This window comes from Candidatus Poriferisodalis sp. (genome assembly GCF_965208485.1).
Lineage (GTDB): Bacteria > Actinomycetota > Acidimicrobiia > Acidimicrobiales > Poriferisodalaceae > Poriferisodalis.
Genome location: NZ_OZ242344.1, coordinates 276,095 through 291,982 on the forward strand (window position 1 = coordinate 276,095; position 15,888 = coordinate 291,982).

A 15,888-nucleotide genomic window follows, 5' to 3' on the forward strand; every position below is an offset into this window, starting at 1 on the left:
AAGACGACCCGCCCGAACGGGGCCGCGTCCCGTCCTCAGTGTCTCTGGGGCGGCCGCGGCACACTGATCCCGTGACTGAGCGGGCTGAATCGACGCTGCTGGGCAAGATCCGGCAGGCTGCCGCAGATGCCGGTCTCGATGCAGTGGGCGTGACCGATGTGGCGCCATTTCTCGCTGAGCGGCGCGCCATCATCGAGCGCAAAACCGCCGGGCTGCACGCCGGGATGTGGTTCACCTACGGGCGACCCGAGCGCTCGACCACACCGGCATCGATCTTGGCTGGGGCGCGCAGCATCGTGGTGTGCGCACGCGTCTACCGTCCGCCCGAGGAGGACGCCCCCGACGTCAGTGGGATCCGCCGGGCCAACAGCGCTGCTGTTGCGGCCTACGTCGCGACCGATGCCTACGGGGAGCTGCGCGACGGGCTCGAGAGGATCAGCGAGATCCTGCGCCACGACGGCCACGATGCTCAGATCGTCTGCGACGACAACCGCCTCACCGATCGGGCGGCGGCGGCCCGTGCCGGACTCGGCTGGCTGGGCCGCAACACGATGCTGCTGTCGCGCGAGCTGGGCTCGTGGACCGTTCTGGGCTCGGTGGTGACGACAGCGGGGCTCCCCGTCGCAGCAGAAGCCCAACCCGACGGTTGCGGCCCGTGCCGTCGCTGCCAGACAGCCTGTCCCACCGGCGCCTTGGACGAGGCGGGAGTGCTCGATGCACGCCGGTGCCTGGCGTGGCTCGTCCAGGCGCCCGGCGCATTTCCGCCCGAACACCGAGACGCGTTGGGCCATCGGATCTACGGCTGTGATGACTGCCAGGTTGTCTGCCCCTACAACGACCCGATCAGCGGACTGTCCCACGACCGACGGACTCGTTCGCAGCGTCAACCAGTCCAAGTCGGAGCGGGCCGCGATGCGCGCCGCGGCTCGATCGACGTCGTCGCTTTGCTGGGAATGACCGACGACGACCTCATGGGAACGTTCGGGCACTGGTACATCCCCCGACGCAGGCCTGAGTACCTGCGTCGCAACGCGCTGATCGTTCTCGGCAATGTCGGCGACCCCACCGATCCGGATGTCGAGGAGGTCGTTCGCGAGGCGCTCGCCTCGCCCTCGGCCGTGGTTGCCAGCCACGCAGTGTGGGCGGCCCGCCGTCTCGGCCGGGACGATCTGGTCGAAGGCGCAAAGGCAGTTGGCTTCTTGACGCACGACTCGGACGGCATGGTCGCCGCCGAGCTTGCCCGTTCGACCGGACCCAGGATCAGCAGCGGCTGATGCGACCGCATCTGCTGGTCACAAATGACTTCCCGCCCAAGATCGGCGGGATCCAGAACTACCTGTGGGACCTGTGGCGGCGGCTGCCCACCGAAGGCGTCACGGTGCTGACCACGCCCTACCGGGGCGCGGCGACGTTCGATGCTGCCGCGCCGATGCGCATCGTGCGAACCCGCGACCCTGTCCTGTTGCCCCATCGTGGCCTCGCACGGCAGATCCGGTCGCTGGCAAACGAGATGGGCGCTGAATTGGTCCTGCTCGACCCTGCGCTGCCGCTCGGGGTCCTCGGCCCTCGATTGGGTCTGAGCTATGGCGTCGTGCTGCACGGCGCCGAGGTCGCGATCCCCGCGCGTCTGCCCGGGTTCACTGCACTGATGGCCCGCGTCCTGCGGTCCGCTTCGCTGATCATCTCTGCCGGCGGATACGCCGCAGCAGAAGCCCGGCGCTGTGCGGGCGCAGCGCTGCCGATCGTCGAGGTGCCGCCCGGTGTCGACACAGAGCGGTTTGTCCCGCGAGACTCCGACGAGCGACGCTCGATTCGAGCCCGCTACGGATTAGATGACGGACCGCTTGTGGTGAGCCTGAGCAGGCTGGTGCCGCGCAAGGGTGTCGATACGGTCATCAGCGCCGTCTCGACACTGGCCGCCGGCCATCGGGGGCTTGCGCTCGCCGTCGCAGGCGCAGGTCGGGATCGGGCGCGACTTGAGCGCCTAGCACGGGACAACGCGGCGACGATTCGCTTCCTAGGCCGCGTGAGCGCGTCCGAGCTGCCCGAGGTCATGGCCATGGGCGACGTCTTCGCTGCACCCTGCCGCAGCCGCTGGACCGGACTCGAGCAAGAGGGCTTCGGCATCGTGTTCGCCGAAGCGGCGGCGTGCGGCATCGCAGCCGTCGCAGGACGTTCGGGCGGGAGTCACGAGGCCGTCTGGCATGGCCACACGGGCCTTGTCGTCGACCGGCCGGACGAGACGGTCGAGGTCGCCGATGCGATATCGCAATTGCTGTCAGATCCAGCTCGACGAGCAGAGATGGGCAGTGCCGCGCGTGCCGCAGCAACCGAGCACTTTGCTTACGACATCGGGGCGCGGCGCCTTGTCGCAGCCCTGTCCTGACCGCTCCCGCTGCCAAGAGGCTGAGCCGGCAGGCGAAGCCGTGGCCCGGGCGGCCGTGAGCGCATATCGATTCGAGATTGAGAACAAGAGCGGGACACAGCAGGTGCGACAACAGAAAGGTTGCCAGCCTGCGCGGCTCTCCAGCCTTTTGCTGCGCTGTTTGCAATGCGTTGGACGACTGTCGACGAATCGATGCACAAATTGCAGCCGTTCGAGGGCCGTGTCCTGAGACAATGGTGTGACCACGACAGCGAACCGGGAACGTCGCCATGATCGACGAGATGACAATGACTACAGTCGTGACGGCGTCGCCTGATGACTGTTACGCGCTGATCGCAGACATCGAGCGCTACCCCGAATGGGCCACCGACATCTCGTCCGTCTCGGTCGTCGAGCGCGATCTCGACGGTCGTGTCGAGCAAGCCGCGTTCCGCGTCGAAGCACTCGGGCGCACTGCCAGCTACACGCTTGCGTACGACCACGGCGGAGCACCTCACCGACTGAGGTGGAAGCTCGTCGACGGCGATGTCGTCAAACAGCTCGACGGTCGCTACGAGTTCAACCTGACGGCCGAGCCCGGACGCACGGAAGTGCTGTACCAGCTCGCCTTGGAACTCGCCGTTCCGCTGCCGGGATTCGTCAAGCGCCGGGCGGAGCGGCGGATCGCCCACACCGCGCTCGCTGACTTCGCGGCTCGGCTCGAGACCGGCCCCTTGGGCTAGGGCGACCTCGGAGTTCCCCTCGGCCATGGAGTTCCGCCGCATCGAGGGCTTGCCGCCCTACGTCTTCACGATCATCGACACGCTCAAGATCGAGCGTCGGCGAGCTGGTGCCGACGTGATCGACTTGGGCTTCGGCAATCCTGATCTGCCTTCGCCCGAGCGCGCTGTCAAGAAGCTGGCAGAAGCGGCGCTCAACGTACGAAACCATCGCTACTCGGCCAGCCGCGGCATTCCCAAGCTGCGTGAATCGGCCGCTGACCTGTATCGGCGCCAGTGGGGGGTCGAGCTCGACCCCGATACCGAGGTCATCAACACGATCGGTGCGAAGGAGGGCTTCTCGCATCTCATGTGGACGCTGCTGGGTCCGGGCGACGCCTGCCTCGTGCCGGCGCCCTCGTACCCGATTCACCTCTTCGGGCCGCTGTTTACGGGGGCCAGCGTGCGGGAGGTGCCGCTCGATGTCGGCGAGACGTTCTTCGAGCGGCTGGTGGAGAGATTCGAGTACTCGTGGCCCCGGCCGCGGGTGATCGTGCTGTCGTTCCCGCACAATCCCACCACGGCATGCGTCGACGGGGAGTTCATGCAACGGATCGTGGACTTCGCCCGCGAGCGGGAGGTGCTGCTCGTTCACGACTTTGCATACGCCGATCTGGGATTCGACGGTTACGAGCCGCCCTCGATTCTGCAGGCCGACGGTGCCAAGGAAGTCGCGGTCGAGTTCTACAGCCTCACCAAGTCGTACTCGATGGCGGGGTGGCGGGTGGCCTTCTGCATGGGCAACGCCGAGGTGATCGCAGCGCTCGCCAAGCTCAAGAGCTATCTCGACTACGGCACGTTCCAGCCGATCCAGATCGCAGCCACGGTGGTCATGAACGAAAACCGCGACTTCCCCTCCGAGGTTCGCGAGACCTATCGCAACCGCAGGGATGCGCTGGTGCGCGGACTCGGGCGCATCGGCTGGGACCTCGCACCGCCGAAGGGGACGATGTTCGCTTGGGCGAGGATCCCCGAACCGTACCGGCACTTGGGTTCGGTCGAGTTCTGCAAGTTGCTGGTGAACGAGGCAAACGTGGCCCTGTCGCCTGGTGTCGGCTTCGGACCGGGGGGAGAGGGCCACGTGCGGTTCGCGCTGGTCGAGAACGAGCACCGCATCCGCCAGGCAGTCACGCAGATGCGCACTGTGCTCGACGCGCTGGCGCCGCCGGGCTGACACCGGCTTGGGTGGGATCCTTCCCGCCTCGGGCGCATCAGGCCACGGGCCGATGCAGGATCCGTTCGAGCGCTGCACGCCATCTCCCGTGAAGCCCGTCGGCGTCGGCGCGCCCCGGGCCGGGTTCGAAGCGCCGGTCCAGCCGCCACAGCGATGCTGCCTCGGCGGGGGAGGACCAGACCCCCTCCGCCAGTCCCGCCAGCATCGCCGCGCCCAGGGCGGTGGTCTCGGTCACCACTGGTCGGCTCACGGCGGTGCCGAGCTGGTCGGCCACGATGGCGCACAGCAGGTCGTTCGTGGCTGCGCCGCCGTCGATGCGCAGCTCGGCGATGTCGCGGCCGGCACCGGCGGTCATTGCCTCGATGACGTCACGGGTCTGCAACGCCATCGACTCGATCGTCGCACGCGCAATGTGCGCCGGTTGCGTCGCAAAGGTCAGGCCCATGATCGCCCCCCGTGCGTCGGGATCCCACCAGGGGCTGCCCAGTCCTGCGAACCCCGGCACCACGATCACCCCGCCGCTGTCCGCTGCGCTGCGAGCGAGCGCCTCGACTGCCATGGGATCAGCGGCGCCATCCAGAATGCCGGTCAACCACCCCACGGCCGCACCCGTGGCGAAAATCGAGCCTTCGAGCGCATAGACCGGGCCGTCGCCGAGATCCCAGGCCACTGTCGTGAGCAGTCCCTCGATCGGGGAGGGACAAGTGTCGCCGACGTTCATCAGCACGAACGAGCCGGTTCCGTAGGTGTTCTTTGCCATCCCGACCTCGTGGCAGCCCTGGCCGAACAGCGCCGCCTGCTGGTCGCCGGCGACACCGCTCACTGCGACGCCCGGCCCTAGTGCAGTCGTATCCGCAGTGAGGCAGAAACGCCCGGCAGAGGGGCGCACCTCGGCCAGGGCCGAGACCGGCACCGACAGCAGATCGCACATCGGCGCAGACCATTCGCCTGTGTTGAGGTCATACAGCAGCGTGCGCGAGGCATTCGTGGCGTCTGTGGTGAATGCGGCGCCGCCGCTCAGCTTCCACATCAGCCAGCTGTCGACGGTGCCCAAGGCCAGGTCAGCGTTCGCGGACACCCCTCCGTCTCGCAGCAGCCACTCGGCCTTGGTGCCGCTGAAGTAGGGGCTGAGCACCAGTCCCGTCAGGTGGCGCACTTCGGCGAGGCACCCCGCGGACTCCAGATCGGCGCAGCGGGATGCCGTGCGGACGTCCTGCCAGACCAAGGCCCGCGCGAGCGGCTCAGAGGTTCGGCGATCCCAAGCCACGATGGTCTCGCGCTGGTTGGTGATGCCGATGGCCGCCACCGTCGGCATCCGGCCGTCGCCGAGCGCCCGCAGACTGGCACAGAGCTCGTTCAGCGTGGCGACCGTGACCTCCCAGATCTCGTGCGGATCGTGCTCGACCAAGCCCGGTCCCGGGTAGTACTGCGGGAGCGATCGGTAGGCGTAGGCCACCTCGGCACCGGCTTCATTCACTGCCATCGAGCGCACACCGGTTGTTCCGGCGTCGATTGCCACGACAAGTGCCACTGTGCTCCCTCCTCCATGGATTCCGCTCATGATGACATCATCCCAGGACGCATCGAAGTAGGGTCACCGAATGTGAGGATTCTCGTGGTGGGGGCTGGCGAGGTCGGGAGCTATATCGCCGAACGCCTCAGCCGTGAGGGAAACGACGTCATCGTCGTCGATCAGCACTCTGGCAGGCTCGCTGCTCTTGCCTCCGAAGTCGACTTGCTGACGGTGCATGGCAGCGGCACCAACCCTCGCGTGCTCGATGAGGCCGGACTCGGCCGGGCGGAAGTGGTGGTAGCGGTCACCGACTCCGACGAGGTGAACCTGTTGGCGTGCATGCAGGCCCGCCAGAGCGGTGTACCCGCCACGGTGGCCCGCCTGCAGGACAGCGATCTGCGAGGTGCGCCGGGTCGCAACCTGCGCAACGCGATCGGCGTCGATCTGGTGCTCGATCCCGACGAGCAGACCGCTGACTCCATCATGGATCTGCTCGTATATCACGGCGCGTCGGACATCAACGAACTCGCCAATGGCGAGGTGCTTGTGGTCGGTGCCCGCCTCGCCCATGACGCGCCGCTGGTCGGCATGACCATGGCTGAGGTCGGCGCCTACTACGAGCCCGAGTGGGACTTCATCTTCGGCGCGTTGTCGCGTGACGGGGAGACTACCGTGATGCGGCGCGAGACAACGCTGCTGCCGAACGATCTGCTGCGAGTGGTCTGCCGACGACAGGGGCGGCGCGAACTCATGGAGATCATGGGCCTTCACCGATCGGACTTGCGCCGTGTGATGATCCTGGGCGGGGGCCGAACTGCCGACTTGCTGGCCGGTCGCCTGCTGGAGCGTCACATCGAGGTCGTCATCATCGAACTGGCCCACGAACGCTGCCTCGAGCTGAGCGATCTCCACGCTGGCGCACTGGTGCTGCACGGTGACATCACCGACATCGACATCCTGGCCCGTGAGGACATCGGCAGCTTCGATGCCGTCGTCGCTGTCACGGGCGAGGACGACGCCAACGTCTTGGCCTGCCTGTACGCCAAATCCGCAGGCGCCACTGAGGCCATCGCTGTCGTGCACCGCCTGTCATTGCTTCCGTTGCTGGAGCAGGTTGGCATTGACGCAGCCCTGTCGCCCCGTACCGCCAGCGCCAATATGGTCCTGCGAATGGTTCGGGGCGATGTCACGGCCGTCGCGACCTTCCTCGAAGGCGATGTCGAGGTACAGGAAATTGAAGTGGGTTCGGGTTCTCGCGCCGACGGCTCGCTGGTGCGGGATCTCCACCTGCCCGGTCAGATGCTGCTCGCCGCGATCGTGCGGGACGGCAAGGCCCGTATAGCCCGGGGCCGGAGCGAGCTGAGGGCGCGGGACCATGTGGTCGCCTTTGTGACGCCTGACTGCGTGGACGAGGTCAAGCAGGCTTTTCGGTGACACCCCGTCCGGCTCGCCGGGCTTCCGGGCGCAAACGGCTTCGCCGACTGGTTGTGCGGGTGGTGCGAGCCGTCGACGGTGCGCTGCATGCGTGGGCATGCGGGCCGTACGAATCCACCTTGGCGGTGACCGCGCTGGTGGTGCTGGCTGCTGCCTCACCAGTGTTTGCGGCGTGCGCACTCTTCGACTGGCTGGCAGGGGGGCGTGTCGCGGCGAGCGGTGAGTCCGGTGCTGACGCCGTCCCGCTGCTGGTCGCAGGTACCGCCATCGCGCTGCTCGCCTTGGGGTTGCTGCGATTTTGCCGGTGTGAACGACGCATCACTGAGCGTCAGACGCTGACGGCGCTCGTGCTGGGAGCGCTTGCGGCGGTAGCTGCCGTAGCGATCGCCCACCTCGCGACCGGCACGGTGGAACCGGCAGCGCTGGCGACGGCGTTCGCCGAAGCTGCGGCGACGATAACCGGTACCAACAGCACGGCAATCCCGGAAGCCATTGCCGGAGACGGGAAGCTGGACCTCGGCGGAGGGATGCTGGCCCTGAGGGCCGTCGGGCAATGGCTGGGCGGCGCCGCGTTCATCGTCGTCCTCGTGCGAGTGCTGCCGCATCTCGGTGTCGGCGGGCTGGATGCTGACGGGGGAGTGGCGACCCGCTCGGCTCGCAGGCTGGCAGCGCGCAGCGCCGGCACGATGGGTCGGCTGCTGCTGCTCTATGGGGCGCTCACCGTGCTGGTGGCGGTCGGCTACGCGCTGGCAGGCATGCCGGTGCTGCAGAGCGGGCTGCATGCGCTCACCACGGCCTCGACCGGAGGGTTCTCCAGTTACGCAGACTCGCTGCGCCATTTCGACTCGGCTGCCGTCGAATGGGTGGCGATCTTCGGCATGGCGGCCGGCGGCGTGAGCCTGCCGCTCATGTTCCTGGCGATCCGGCGCCGCGACCCGGCCCGTTTCATCCGGAGCTACGAGTTCCGGCTGTACGTCACGCTGATCGTGCTCTCCACTGTGGCAGTGGCGCTGTGGACGAGCGGAGACTTCGGCTCCGAGCATGTCCGAAAGTCGCTCTTCGCCGTGGTCTCGGTGATCTCGACGACAGGCTTCGAAGCGACACCGTTCGTCGCATTCTCGACTGGCAGTCAGGCGTTGCTGATGGTGCTCATGCTGGTGGGCGGCATGAGCGCGTCGGTGGCCGGCGGTTTCAAGGTGGTACGCCTGCTGACGCTGGTTTCCTACATCGGGCGCGAGCTTCGCCGTGCTGTCCATCCCACGCTGGCTGAGCGCCTGCACATCGGACGCTCCACGATCACTGAGACGACAATGAGCCGCATCGTGGGAGAACTGCTGCTGGCTGCGCTGCTGGTGATTCCGGCTGCCATTGTGCTGGGTGCCAGCGGGCTCGGCGTCGTCGAAGCACTGACGTATGTCGTGTCGGCACTGTCGAACGTCGGGCCGGCGATGTCGCATGCCGAATTCGCGATGGACGCCGTCGGTTCGATCGGTCACTTGGCTGCCGTCGATGCACTGGGGCGCGTGACGGCAGGGTTGCTCATGCTGGTGGGCCGCATGTCCGTCACTGCGGCGGCGGTGGCACTGAGCGTCGTCGTCTATCCCATCACGAGCGCTGTGCGACATGGACATTGGCGACGGCGCCGACACCCGGGAGCAGCCGTGCGATGAGTGGGCCACTCTGGCTGCTCGGACGCCGCATCGAATCCACTTCGGTGCACATCAGCGGGGCCGCGTTGGTGTTCGTCGCCATCGGCATGGTGATTTCGGCGGGCGTCGCACTTGTCGACGGGGGCGGCGGGGCGATGGCACTGGTGATCTCCGCAGCAATCACCGCCAGCGTCGGCGGGGCCATGACGGGCAGCGCATCGGCAACCGACCGGGCTGATCCCTCGGCGGCGTTCGCTTCGGTGGCGTGGACATGGCTGGCGGTCTCAGCGGCAGGCGCTCTGCCGTTCTTGTTCAGCGGCGTGATCCCGTGGCATGAGGCCGACAACGCGCTCTTCGAGTCGATCTCCGGATTCACCTGCACAGGTGCGACGATCCTGATCGACATCGACGGTGTTGCCCACGGAATCCTCTTCTTCCGCAGCATGACCCAGTGGTTCGGCGGCATGGGTCTGATCGTGCTGGCTGTGGGGGTGCTTCCCGCGCTGAAGATCGGCGGCTTGGAACTCATTGCCAATGAGGCGCCGGGTCCCACGGCCGACCGCTTCACGCCTCGCATCGCCGCCACTGCTCGGCGTCTGTGGATGCTCTATGGCGGCCTGACCGTCGCAGTCTCCCTGGCGCTGATGATTGCAGGGATGAGCCTCTTCGACGCGGTAGCGCATGCCTTCACCACGGTGGCCACCGGCGGCTTCTCGACGTACTCGGCATCGATCGCCGCATTCGACTCGACAGCGGTCGAGATCGTGGTGATCGTCGGCATGATCACGTGCGGCGCAAGTTTCTCCATCCACTGGCATGTGATCACGCGCACCAGGTCGCAGCGGCGGAGCTACTCGGAGTTGCGCTGGTACCTGGGCCTCATCATCGGTGCCGCAATTGCCTTGCTGATGCTCAACTCGGGAAGGCTCAGCTTCGGCGCCAACGTGCGAGAGGCGGCGTTCTACGCAGCGTCGCTGGGGTCCAGTACCGGCTACGGACTTACCGACTACACCCACTCGCAGTTCTGGACCCCTTCCGCGCAGCTGGTGCTGCTGGGGCTGTTCGTAGTCGGCGGCATGACCGGCTCGACCGCCGGCGGTATCAAGGTGCTGCGTTTGCAGATCGTGGCCCGATATGCGTTCCGCGAAGTGATCCGCGCCCGCCACCGCAGGGCGGTGCTGCCGATGCGCCTCGGGGACACCACAGTGCCGGAGGACATTGCGGCACGGGCGCTGGGCTTTGTGCTGCTGTACTTGGGCCTTGCCCTGGCGGGCGGCGTGCTGATGACCGCCTTGGGCAACGATCTCGAGACGGGCTTCTCCGGCGCAGTCTCGGCCATCGGCACCATCGGTCCGGCGCTGGGCGAGGCCGGGCCGACCTCATCGGCGCTGGCGTTCGAGCGCGGGTCGCGGCCGGTGATGATGGTGCTCATGCTGTTCGGCCGCCTCGAGGTGTTTCCCACGATGCTGATGTTCATGGCGGCACTGCGCGCGGGCACCCGTTCGCGCTTCGCCCGGACCTCGGCCCAGCGCGGACCGCGCCGGCTGACACGCCTGCCGATGGGTGCGACGCGCTCGTCAGGTTGAGCTGATCGAGCGCAGCGGGGTGAGCGGCATCAGCTCGCTGAAGTCCTCGACGCGCAGCGCTCGCGGCAACTGACCCGGCTGGACCTGCGCGATCGTTCCCGCGCCGTCGGGCAGTGACTGCGCGGCGCCGTCAAGGAAGAACAGCACGCCCTGTGTGTCCCTTGCCAACGCCGATGCGGTCAGCACCAGTTGTGCCACCGCCCGGACGCGCTGGGCGCCCTCCACCTCGAAGAAGACCTCGTTGAGGTGGACCGACACCACGTTGTTGCGCGACAGCTGGACGTCCACGACTTCAGTACCCGCAGGAATGGCGGACTCGAGGCCGTTCTCCGCCTCCGTAGGCGTGGGTCCGGCGAGCAGCTCGTTGAGCGGTGCATCCAGGAACACCGGGGCAGCCAGCCGCCGCTGCAGCTCCACGAGCAGGCCGTCTCGCAGGAAGTACACGGCATGCAGGGAGGTGCCGGGGCTGGGGACCTCCGTGCCCGCCGCCGGGGGGACCTCGGGTTCAGGGAACACCCCGGACGGTACCTCGACCTCCCTGGGAGCATCGTCGGCGGGCAACCCGCAGCTCGCCAAGGCCATGGTGCCCGCCACGAGTCCGCCCAGACACCGCAACCACCGGTGGCGGATCACCGGTGCCCCGCAATCGGCAGTTCCACCACAAAGCGCGCTCCGCGCTGACCGTCGCCGCGCGACTCCACGTGCACGGTGCCGCCGTGGCGCCGAGTGTGCTCGTACACGAGCGCGAGGCCCAGGCCGGCGCCGGTTCCCGCCCCTCGCTTGCGTGCCGCAGCCCCACGGGTGAAGCGCTCGAACACCAAGTCCCGCTCGGAGGGGGCGACGCCCGGACCGTTGTCCTCCACGGCGACCTGCACGAAGTAGCCGGGACGGGAGATCTCCACTCGGGTGGCGCCGCCGCCGTGCTTGTCGGCATTGCGCAACAGGTTGTCGAACACCTGCGCAAGGCCCCGCTTGTCGCCGATGACCACCGCATCGGTGGCTGCGGGACTGATCTCGAGATCCACCTCCTCGCCGAGCGCTCGCACCCGGAACTGCACCAACTCGGTGACGTTGACGAGTCCTCGTTCGAAGACCGATCCGTCTGCGTCGGGTCGCGAGATCTCGAGCAGATCCTGCACAAGCTGCTGGAACCTGCCGACTTCTGAGGCCAGCAGGTCCAGCGCGGTGGCGCCCTGAGCGGACAGCTCGTCTCGGTGGCTGTTCAGGTAGTCGATCGAGCTCCGCAGGGTCTGCAGCGGGGAGCGCAACTCGTGGCTGACATCGGACGCGAAACGGGCGTCGCGGGCAATCCGGCGCTCCATGGCGTCAGCCATGTCGTTGAACGATTCCACGATGACGGCGAGATCGGGGTCGTCGCTGCGCTCGACACGAGTGTCGAACCGGCCGTGGGCGATCGAATTGGCGGCATCGGAGACCGTTGCCAGCGGGCGCAGCAGTCGCCCGCCGGCCCAGGCGCCGATAGCAACGCCGATCAGGACGACCAGTGCTGCGCCGACACCCAGGATCAGGCGCAGGTTCGCCAGCGTTGCCTCGATCTCAGAGAGGGGGACGACTTCGAAGTACAAGGTCTCGCTGAGCTGGGACACTGCTGCGGGGCGCAGCCGCAGGCCGAGAGCGAGCTGGGGGACGCCGTCCAGCCGGTAGCGCATTGCGTGTGCTTGGTCGGATCGCTCGACAGCAGCCACCAGCTCGTCGGGCAGGTCGCTGGGCACGAGCGACGGAGACCTCCAGACATCCGGTCCGGTTCGCACGATGGAGCGGCTGCCGCTGAGACTCGGCAGCGACTCGAGCAGCACCGCGAAGTCGGGGCTCTCGGCGCGCAGTGAGCCCTGCACCTGTGTTGCGTTGGCGAAGAACTGGGCTTCCGAGGAATCCTGCCTCGAGCCCAGCATCGAGCCACGGGAGAGGCTGTACGTCAGCACGACGAGCAGGAATGCCGCCAAGCACGCCCCGAGCGTGAAGGCACCCACGACTCGGGCGCGTAGCGGCAGCCGTCGCAGGGGCCGGGGCCAGCGAAACCTCATGATTCCACCCTGCGCGCGGCTGCCGCCATTGGACTCGGCAGCCGTCGCAGGGGCCGGGGCCAGCGAAACCTCATGATTCCACCCTGCGCGCGGCTGCCGCCATTGGACTCGGCAGCCGTCGCAGGGGCCGGGGCCAGCGAAACCTCATGATTCCACCCTGCGCGCGGCTGCCGCCATTGGACTCGGCAGCCGTCGCAGGGGCCGGGGCCAGCGAAACCTCATGGCTGCTGCCGCGGCCGCCGCAGCGTCACTTCAGGCTCGCAGTTTGTAGCCCATGCCGCGTGCCGTCGCCACGTAGCGCGGGTTGGCAGGATCGTCTTCGATCTTGAGACGCAGCCGGCGCACGTGCACGTCGACGAGACGGCCATCGCCGAAATAGTCGTAGCCCCAGACCCGTTCGAGCAATTGCTCGCGGCTCATCACCTTGCCGGGATTGTCGGACAGTTCGCACAGCAGGCGGAACTCGGTCTTGGTGAGGTGCAGCTCGCCGCCGTTCTTGCGGACGACGCCTTCGTCGGGATAGATCTCGAGGTCGCCGACAGAGCGTGGCAGCTCGCTGTCGTCCACGGCCCGGCTCCGCCGCAGCAGTGCCCTGATCCGCGCCGAGAGCTCCTTGGGAGCAAAGGGCTTGGTCAGATAGTCATCCGCACCTGCTTCGAGTCCTGCGACCACGTCGTGCGTGTCGTCCCGGGCAGTGATCATGATGATCGGCACATGGCTGATCCGTCGGATCTCCCGGCACAGCTCGAAGCCGTCGAGCCCAGGCAGCATGATGTCCACCAGCACCACATCGGTGCTGTCGGGGGTGAAGCGCTCCAGTGCTTCCTCGCAGGACTCGGCCTCGCTGACTCTCCACCCTTCGTCTTCGAGTGCCAGTCGCAGCGCTGTGCGAATCCGCTCGTCGTCTTCGACTGCGAGAACGTTGGTGGTCACTGCTGCGCTGCCTTGTCGTCAATCGGCGGGTTCGCCGGGGGGCGCCGGAGAGGCCAGCGACGTCGGCGGTGTGTCACCGAAGCCTGGTCTGCCCACTCGCTCATCGAACGCAGAACGAGCGCAGCGACGGCGGCCACGCCGACGGCAGCGGCCAGCGCACCGATTGCTGCACCCGCAAGCGACGGTCCGACACAGCCCCTGCTGCACTCGAAGGCGCTGATTGCATAACCCACCAAGCCGCCGCACACTGCGGAGACCACAATTGCGGCGAACGCGACGATCCGTGCAAACACCGAGGGCAGCGCCGTCGGCGCCGCAGTGAGCACTGCGTCATATACCCCCGTCGGCGTGCTCGACGTGCCGAATCGATCACGCCGCTTGCCATCACCTCGTCCGCTCACGTGCGCCATGGTAGGACCAGCCGGCCTGCCGCCCGTCATACCCAGCTCGCAGGGGGCCGTCGAGATCTCCATGGCAGACTGCCAAGGTGTCCCAACAGTTGCACCGATGGGCAGTCGCGGGCGGCATTCTGCGGCGTGAGAGCGCAGTGCTCATGGTCAACAATCTGCGCCGCAACGGCACCACGGATTGGAGCACACCCGGGGGAGTCGTGGATCCGGGCGAGACCGTCCTGGGGGCGCTCACGCGTGAAGTCGCCGAAGAGACCGGTCTGCACGTCTCGTCATGGACCGGTCCGCTCTACACCGTCGAAGCCGACGGCAGTGACGGACCGGGCTGGTTCCTGCGGGTCGAAGTTCACGAGGCTGAGGCGTGGACAGGCGAACTGGATGTCGACGATCCGGACGGCATCGTGTTCGACGCCCGATGGGTTCCCAATGGCGAGCTGAAGGACCTGCTCGACGGCCAGTACGCTTGGATGGCCGAGCCTCTGCTGACCTACCTGCGGGGCGATGCCGGTCGTGGCCATGTGTTCCGCTACACGGTGACGGGCGACCATCGCACCGGCCTGGTGGTGACGCCCGCGGTGCCCTGAAGACCTGTGGCCGGCGATCAGCGCGCCCAATTCGCCGGTGCGGACGCCGACGAGCTGCCGATTCTGCACGTCGACATGGATGCCTTCTATGTCGAAGTCGAGCGCAAACGGGACCCTTCCCTGGTCGGTCGGCCGGTGATCGTGGGCGGGTCAGGGCGTCGCGGCGTCGTGGCGTCTGCCAGCTATGAGGCACGAGCGGCGGGTGTGCATGCTGCAATGCCGACCGCCCGGGCTCGCCGGCTGTGCCCATCGGCAGTCGTGGTCACCTCGGACTTCTCCGGTTACGCAGAAGCCTCTGGGGCCATCGCCGAGGTGTTCGAGTCGGTCACGCCGCTCGTCGAGCCGATCGCGCTCGACGAGGCTTTCTTGGATGTCTCGGGCGCTCACCGCCTGTTCGGCACGTCACCGCAGATCGCGTGGCGCCTGCGCGGCGCCGTGCGCCAGGCCACCGGTCTGGACTGCTCCGTCGGCGCCGCGTCGAACAAGACCCTGGCCAAGCTCGCGTCGGTCGCCGCGAAGCCGATCGTGGGGTCCTCGGGACCTCAACCGGGACTGGGCGTTCGGGTGGTGGAGCTCGCGGAGCAACTCGACTTCCTCTGGGCTCACCGCGTGGAGGCCCTGTGGGGCGTGGGTCCGGTCACGCTCGAGCGGCTCAACGGCATCGGTGTCCTCACCGTCGGAGACTTGGCTGCGGTGCCTCTCGAGCGACTCGTCGCTGCCGTGGGCACTGCGCATGGCTCCCATCTCGCCTTGCTGGCCCAAGGCATTGACGATCGTCCGGTGCGCCCCGGCGGCATCCCCCGTTCGGTCAGTCATGAGGAGACCTTCGAAACCGATCTTCGGGATCCCGATCGCATACGGGGAGAGACCGTGCGCCTCGCCGATGCAGTCGCCTCGCGTCTGCGGGCGAACGGTCTGGCGGGACGGACCGTCACGGTCAAGGTCAAGTATCCGGACTTCTCACTGCGGACGCGAGCGCGCACACTCGCCGAACCGGTTCAGACACCCCGGATGCTGGTCCAGGCGGCGCATGCGCTGGTCGCCAAACTCGACCTCAGCCTCGGAGTTCGGCTGCTGGGCGTCGCCGTGTCGAACATATGCGAGACATCGGCATCGGAGGCAGGGGGCGGGGCGGGAGTTGCCGGAACTGCGGCGACAGAGCCGGAGGGCCAGATCCAGCTTGCTTTGGAGATCGGGATGCCGCCCGTCCCAGAGTCCGGTGCTGCCGCAGATGCCGGGCCCGGGCCGACCGGCGATGCCGAGTTGGATCGCAGGCTGGCCGATGCACTCGACGTCATACGCGGCCGTTTCGGTCGTGCAATCATCAGTCATGGCGCAGCAGGACTGCGTGACGGGGCGCCGGGCGAGCGTCGCTGGGGACGTTGAGAGACCAACCTGAACAGTTCTGGTAAGGCT

General features: G+C 67.5%; 14 protein-coding genes. 9 read left to right on the plus strand and 5 right to left on the minus strand.

Annotated features, from left to right (window positions below; all coding sequences use genetic code 11):
• Window positions 1-71 precede the first annotated feature (71 nt).
• From queG to ACOGXQ_RS01325, 4 genes are all read left to right on the plus strand, one after another.
• Window positions 72-1,274 carry a tRNA epoxyqueuosine(34) reductase QueG gene (queG, locus tag ACOGXQ_RS01310; RefSeq protein WP_419945666.1) on the plus strand — a complete coding sequence of 401 codons (1,203 nt, stop codon included), beginning with the start codon at window positions 72-74 and terminating at the stop codon, window positions 1,272-1,274.
• Window positions 1,274-2,386, plus strand: a complete 1,113-nt coding sequence (locus ACOGXQ_RS01315; protein WP_419945667.1) for a glycosyltransferase family 4 protein — start codon at window positions 1,274-1,276, stop codon at window positions 2,384-2,386. Before queG ends, ACOGXQ_RS01315 begins: the two co-directional genes overlap by 1 nt.
• Window positions 2,387-2,667: 281 nt before the next feature.
• A complete protein-coding gene (locus tag ACOGXQ_RS01320; protein WP_419945668.1) occupies window positions 2,668-3,108 on the plus strand; it encodes an SRPBCC family protein in 441 nt (146 codons plus the stop codon).
• A gap of 25 nt (window positions 3,109-3,133) precedes the next feature.
• Complete coding sequence (locus ACOGXQ_RS01325; RefSeq protein ID WP_419945669.1) at window positions 3,134-4,318, plus strand: aminotransferase class I/II-fold pyridoxal phosphate-dependent enzyme; 1,185 nt, start codon at window positions 3,134-3,136, stop codon at window positions 4,316-4,318.
• 37 nt (window positions 4,319-4,355) lie between these two features.
• Here ACOGXQ_RS01325 and ACOGXQ_RS01330 read toward each other — a convergent pair whose 3' ends face one another.
• A complete protein-coding gene (locus ACOGXQ_RS01330; RefSeq protein WP_419945670.1) occupies window positions 4,356-5,849 on the minus strand; it encodes an FGGY family carbohydrate kinase in 1,494 nt (497 codons plus the stop codon).
• 72 nt (window positions 5,850-5,921) lie between these two features.
• Between ACOGXQ_RS01330 and trkA the strand changes: the two genes are divergently transcribed.
• The 3 genes from trkA to ACOGXQ_RS01345 are packed head-to-tail and all read left to right on the plus strand — an operon-like array spanning window position 5,922 to window position 10,500.
• Entirely contained in the window at window positions 5,922-7,265 is a 1,344-nt protein-coding gene (gene trkA / locus ACOGXQ_RS01335) for a Trk system potassium transporter TrkA (protein WP_419945671.1), read from the plus strand.
• Window positions 7,262-8,935 (plus strand): TrkH family potassium uptake protein, encoded by a 1,674-nt coding sequence (locus ACOGXQ_RS01340; protein WP_419945672.1) that lies wholly within the window; start codon window positions 7,262-7,264, stop codon window positions 8,933-8,935. Before trkA ends, ACOGXQ_RS01340 begins: the two co-directional genes overlap by 4 nt.
• Window positions 8,932-10,500, plus strand: a complete 1,569-nt coding sequence (locus ACOGXQ_RS01345) for a TrkH family potassium uptake protein (protein WP_419945673.1) — start codon at window positions 8,932-8,934, stop codon at window positions 10,498-10,500. Before ACOGXQ_RS01340 ends, ACOGXQ_RS01345 begins: the two co-directional genes overlap by 4 nt.
• Here the strand turns inward: ACOGXQ_RS01345 and ACOGXQ_RS01350 are convergent.
• The 4 genes from ACOGXQ_RS01350 to ACOGXQ_RS01365 all read right to left on the minus strand — a co-directional run bounded on the left by ACOGXQ_RS01350 (window position 10,492) and on the right by ACOGXQ_RS01365 (window position 13,879).
• On the minus strand, window positions 10,492-11,133 hold the full coding sequence (locus tag ACOGXQ_RS01350) for a GerMN domain-containing protein (RefSeq protein WP_419945674.1): 642 nt from the start codon (window positions 11,131-11,133) through the stop codon (window positions 10,492-10,494). The genes ACOGXQ_RS01345 and ACOGXQ_RS01350 overlap by 9 nt on opposite strands.
• A complete protein-coding gene (locus ACOGXQ_RS01355; RefSeq protein ID WP_419945675.1) occupies window positions 11,130-12,545 on the minus strand; it encodes a sensor histidine kinase in 1,416 nt (471 codons plus the stop codon). Before ACOGXQ_RS01355 ends, ACOGXQ_RS01350 begins: the two co-directional genes overlap by 4 nt.
• 252 nt (window positions 12,546-12,797) lie before the next feature.
• On the minus strand, window positions 12,798-13,478 hold the full coding sequence (locus ACOGXQ_RS01360; RefSeq protein WP_419945676.1) for a response regulator: 681 nt from the start codon (window positions 13,476-13,478) through the stop codon (window positions 12,798-12,800).
• The gene (locus tag ACOGXQ_RS01365) at window positions 13,475-13,879 is read right to left on the minus strand and encodes a hypothetical protein (RefSeq protein WP_419945677.1); all 405 of its coding nucleotides are present in this window, start codon (window positions 13,877-13,879) and stop codon (window positions 13,475-13,477) included. The genes ACOGXQ_RS01360 and ACOGXQ_RS01365 overlap by 4 nt, the downstream gene beginning before the upstream one ends.
• A gap of 86 nt (window positions 13,880-13,965) precedes the next feature.
• On the opposite strand from ACOGXQ_RS01365, the gene ACOGXQ_RS01370 reads away from it, so the two are divergent.
• Both ACOGXQ_RS01370 and dinB read left to right on the plus strand, forming a co-directional pair.
• Complete coding sequence (locus ACOGXQ_RS01370; RefSeq protein WP_419945678.1) at window positions 13,966-14,472, plus strand: NUDIX hydrolase; 507 nt, start codon at window positions 13,966-13,968, stop codon at window positions 14,470-14,472.
• Between the two features lie 6 nt (window positions 14,473-14,478).
• Window positions 14,479-15,858 carry a DNA polymerase IV gene (gene dinB / locus ACOGXQ_RS01375; protein WP_419945679.1) on the plus strand — a complete coding sequence of 460 codons (1,380 nt, stop codon included), beginning with the start codon at window positions 14,479-14,481 and terminating at the stop codon, window positions 15,856-15,858.
• Window positions 15,859-15,888: the final 30 nt, after the last annotated feature.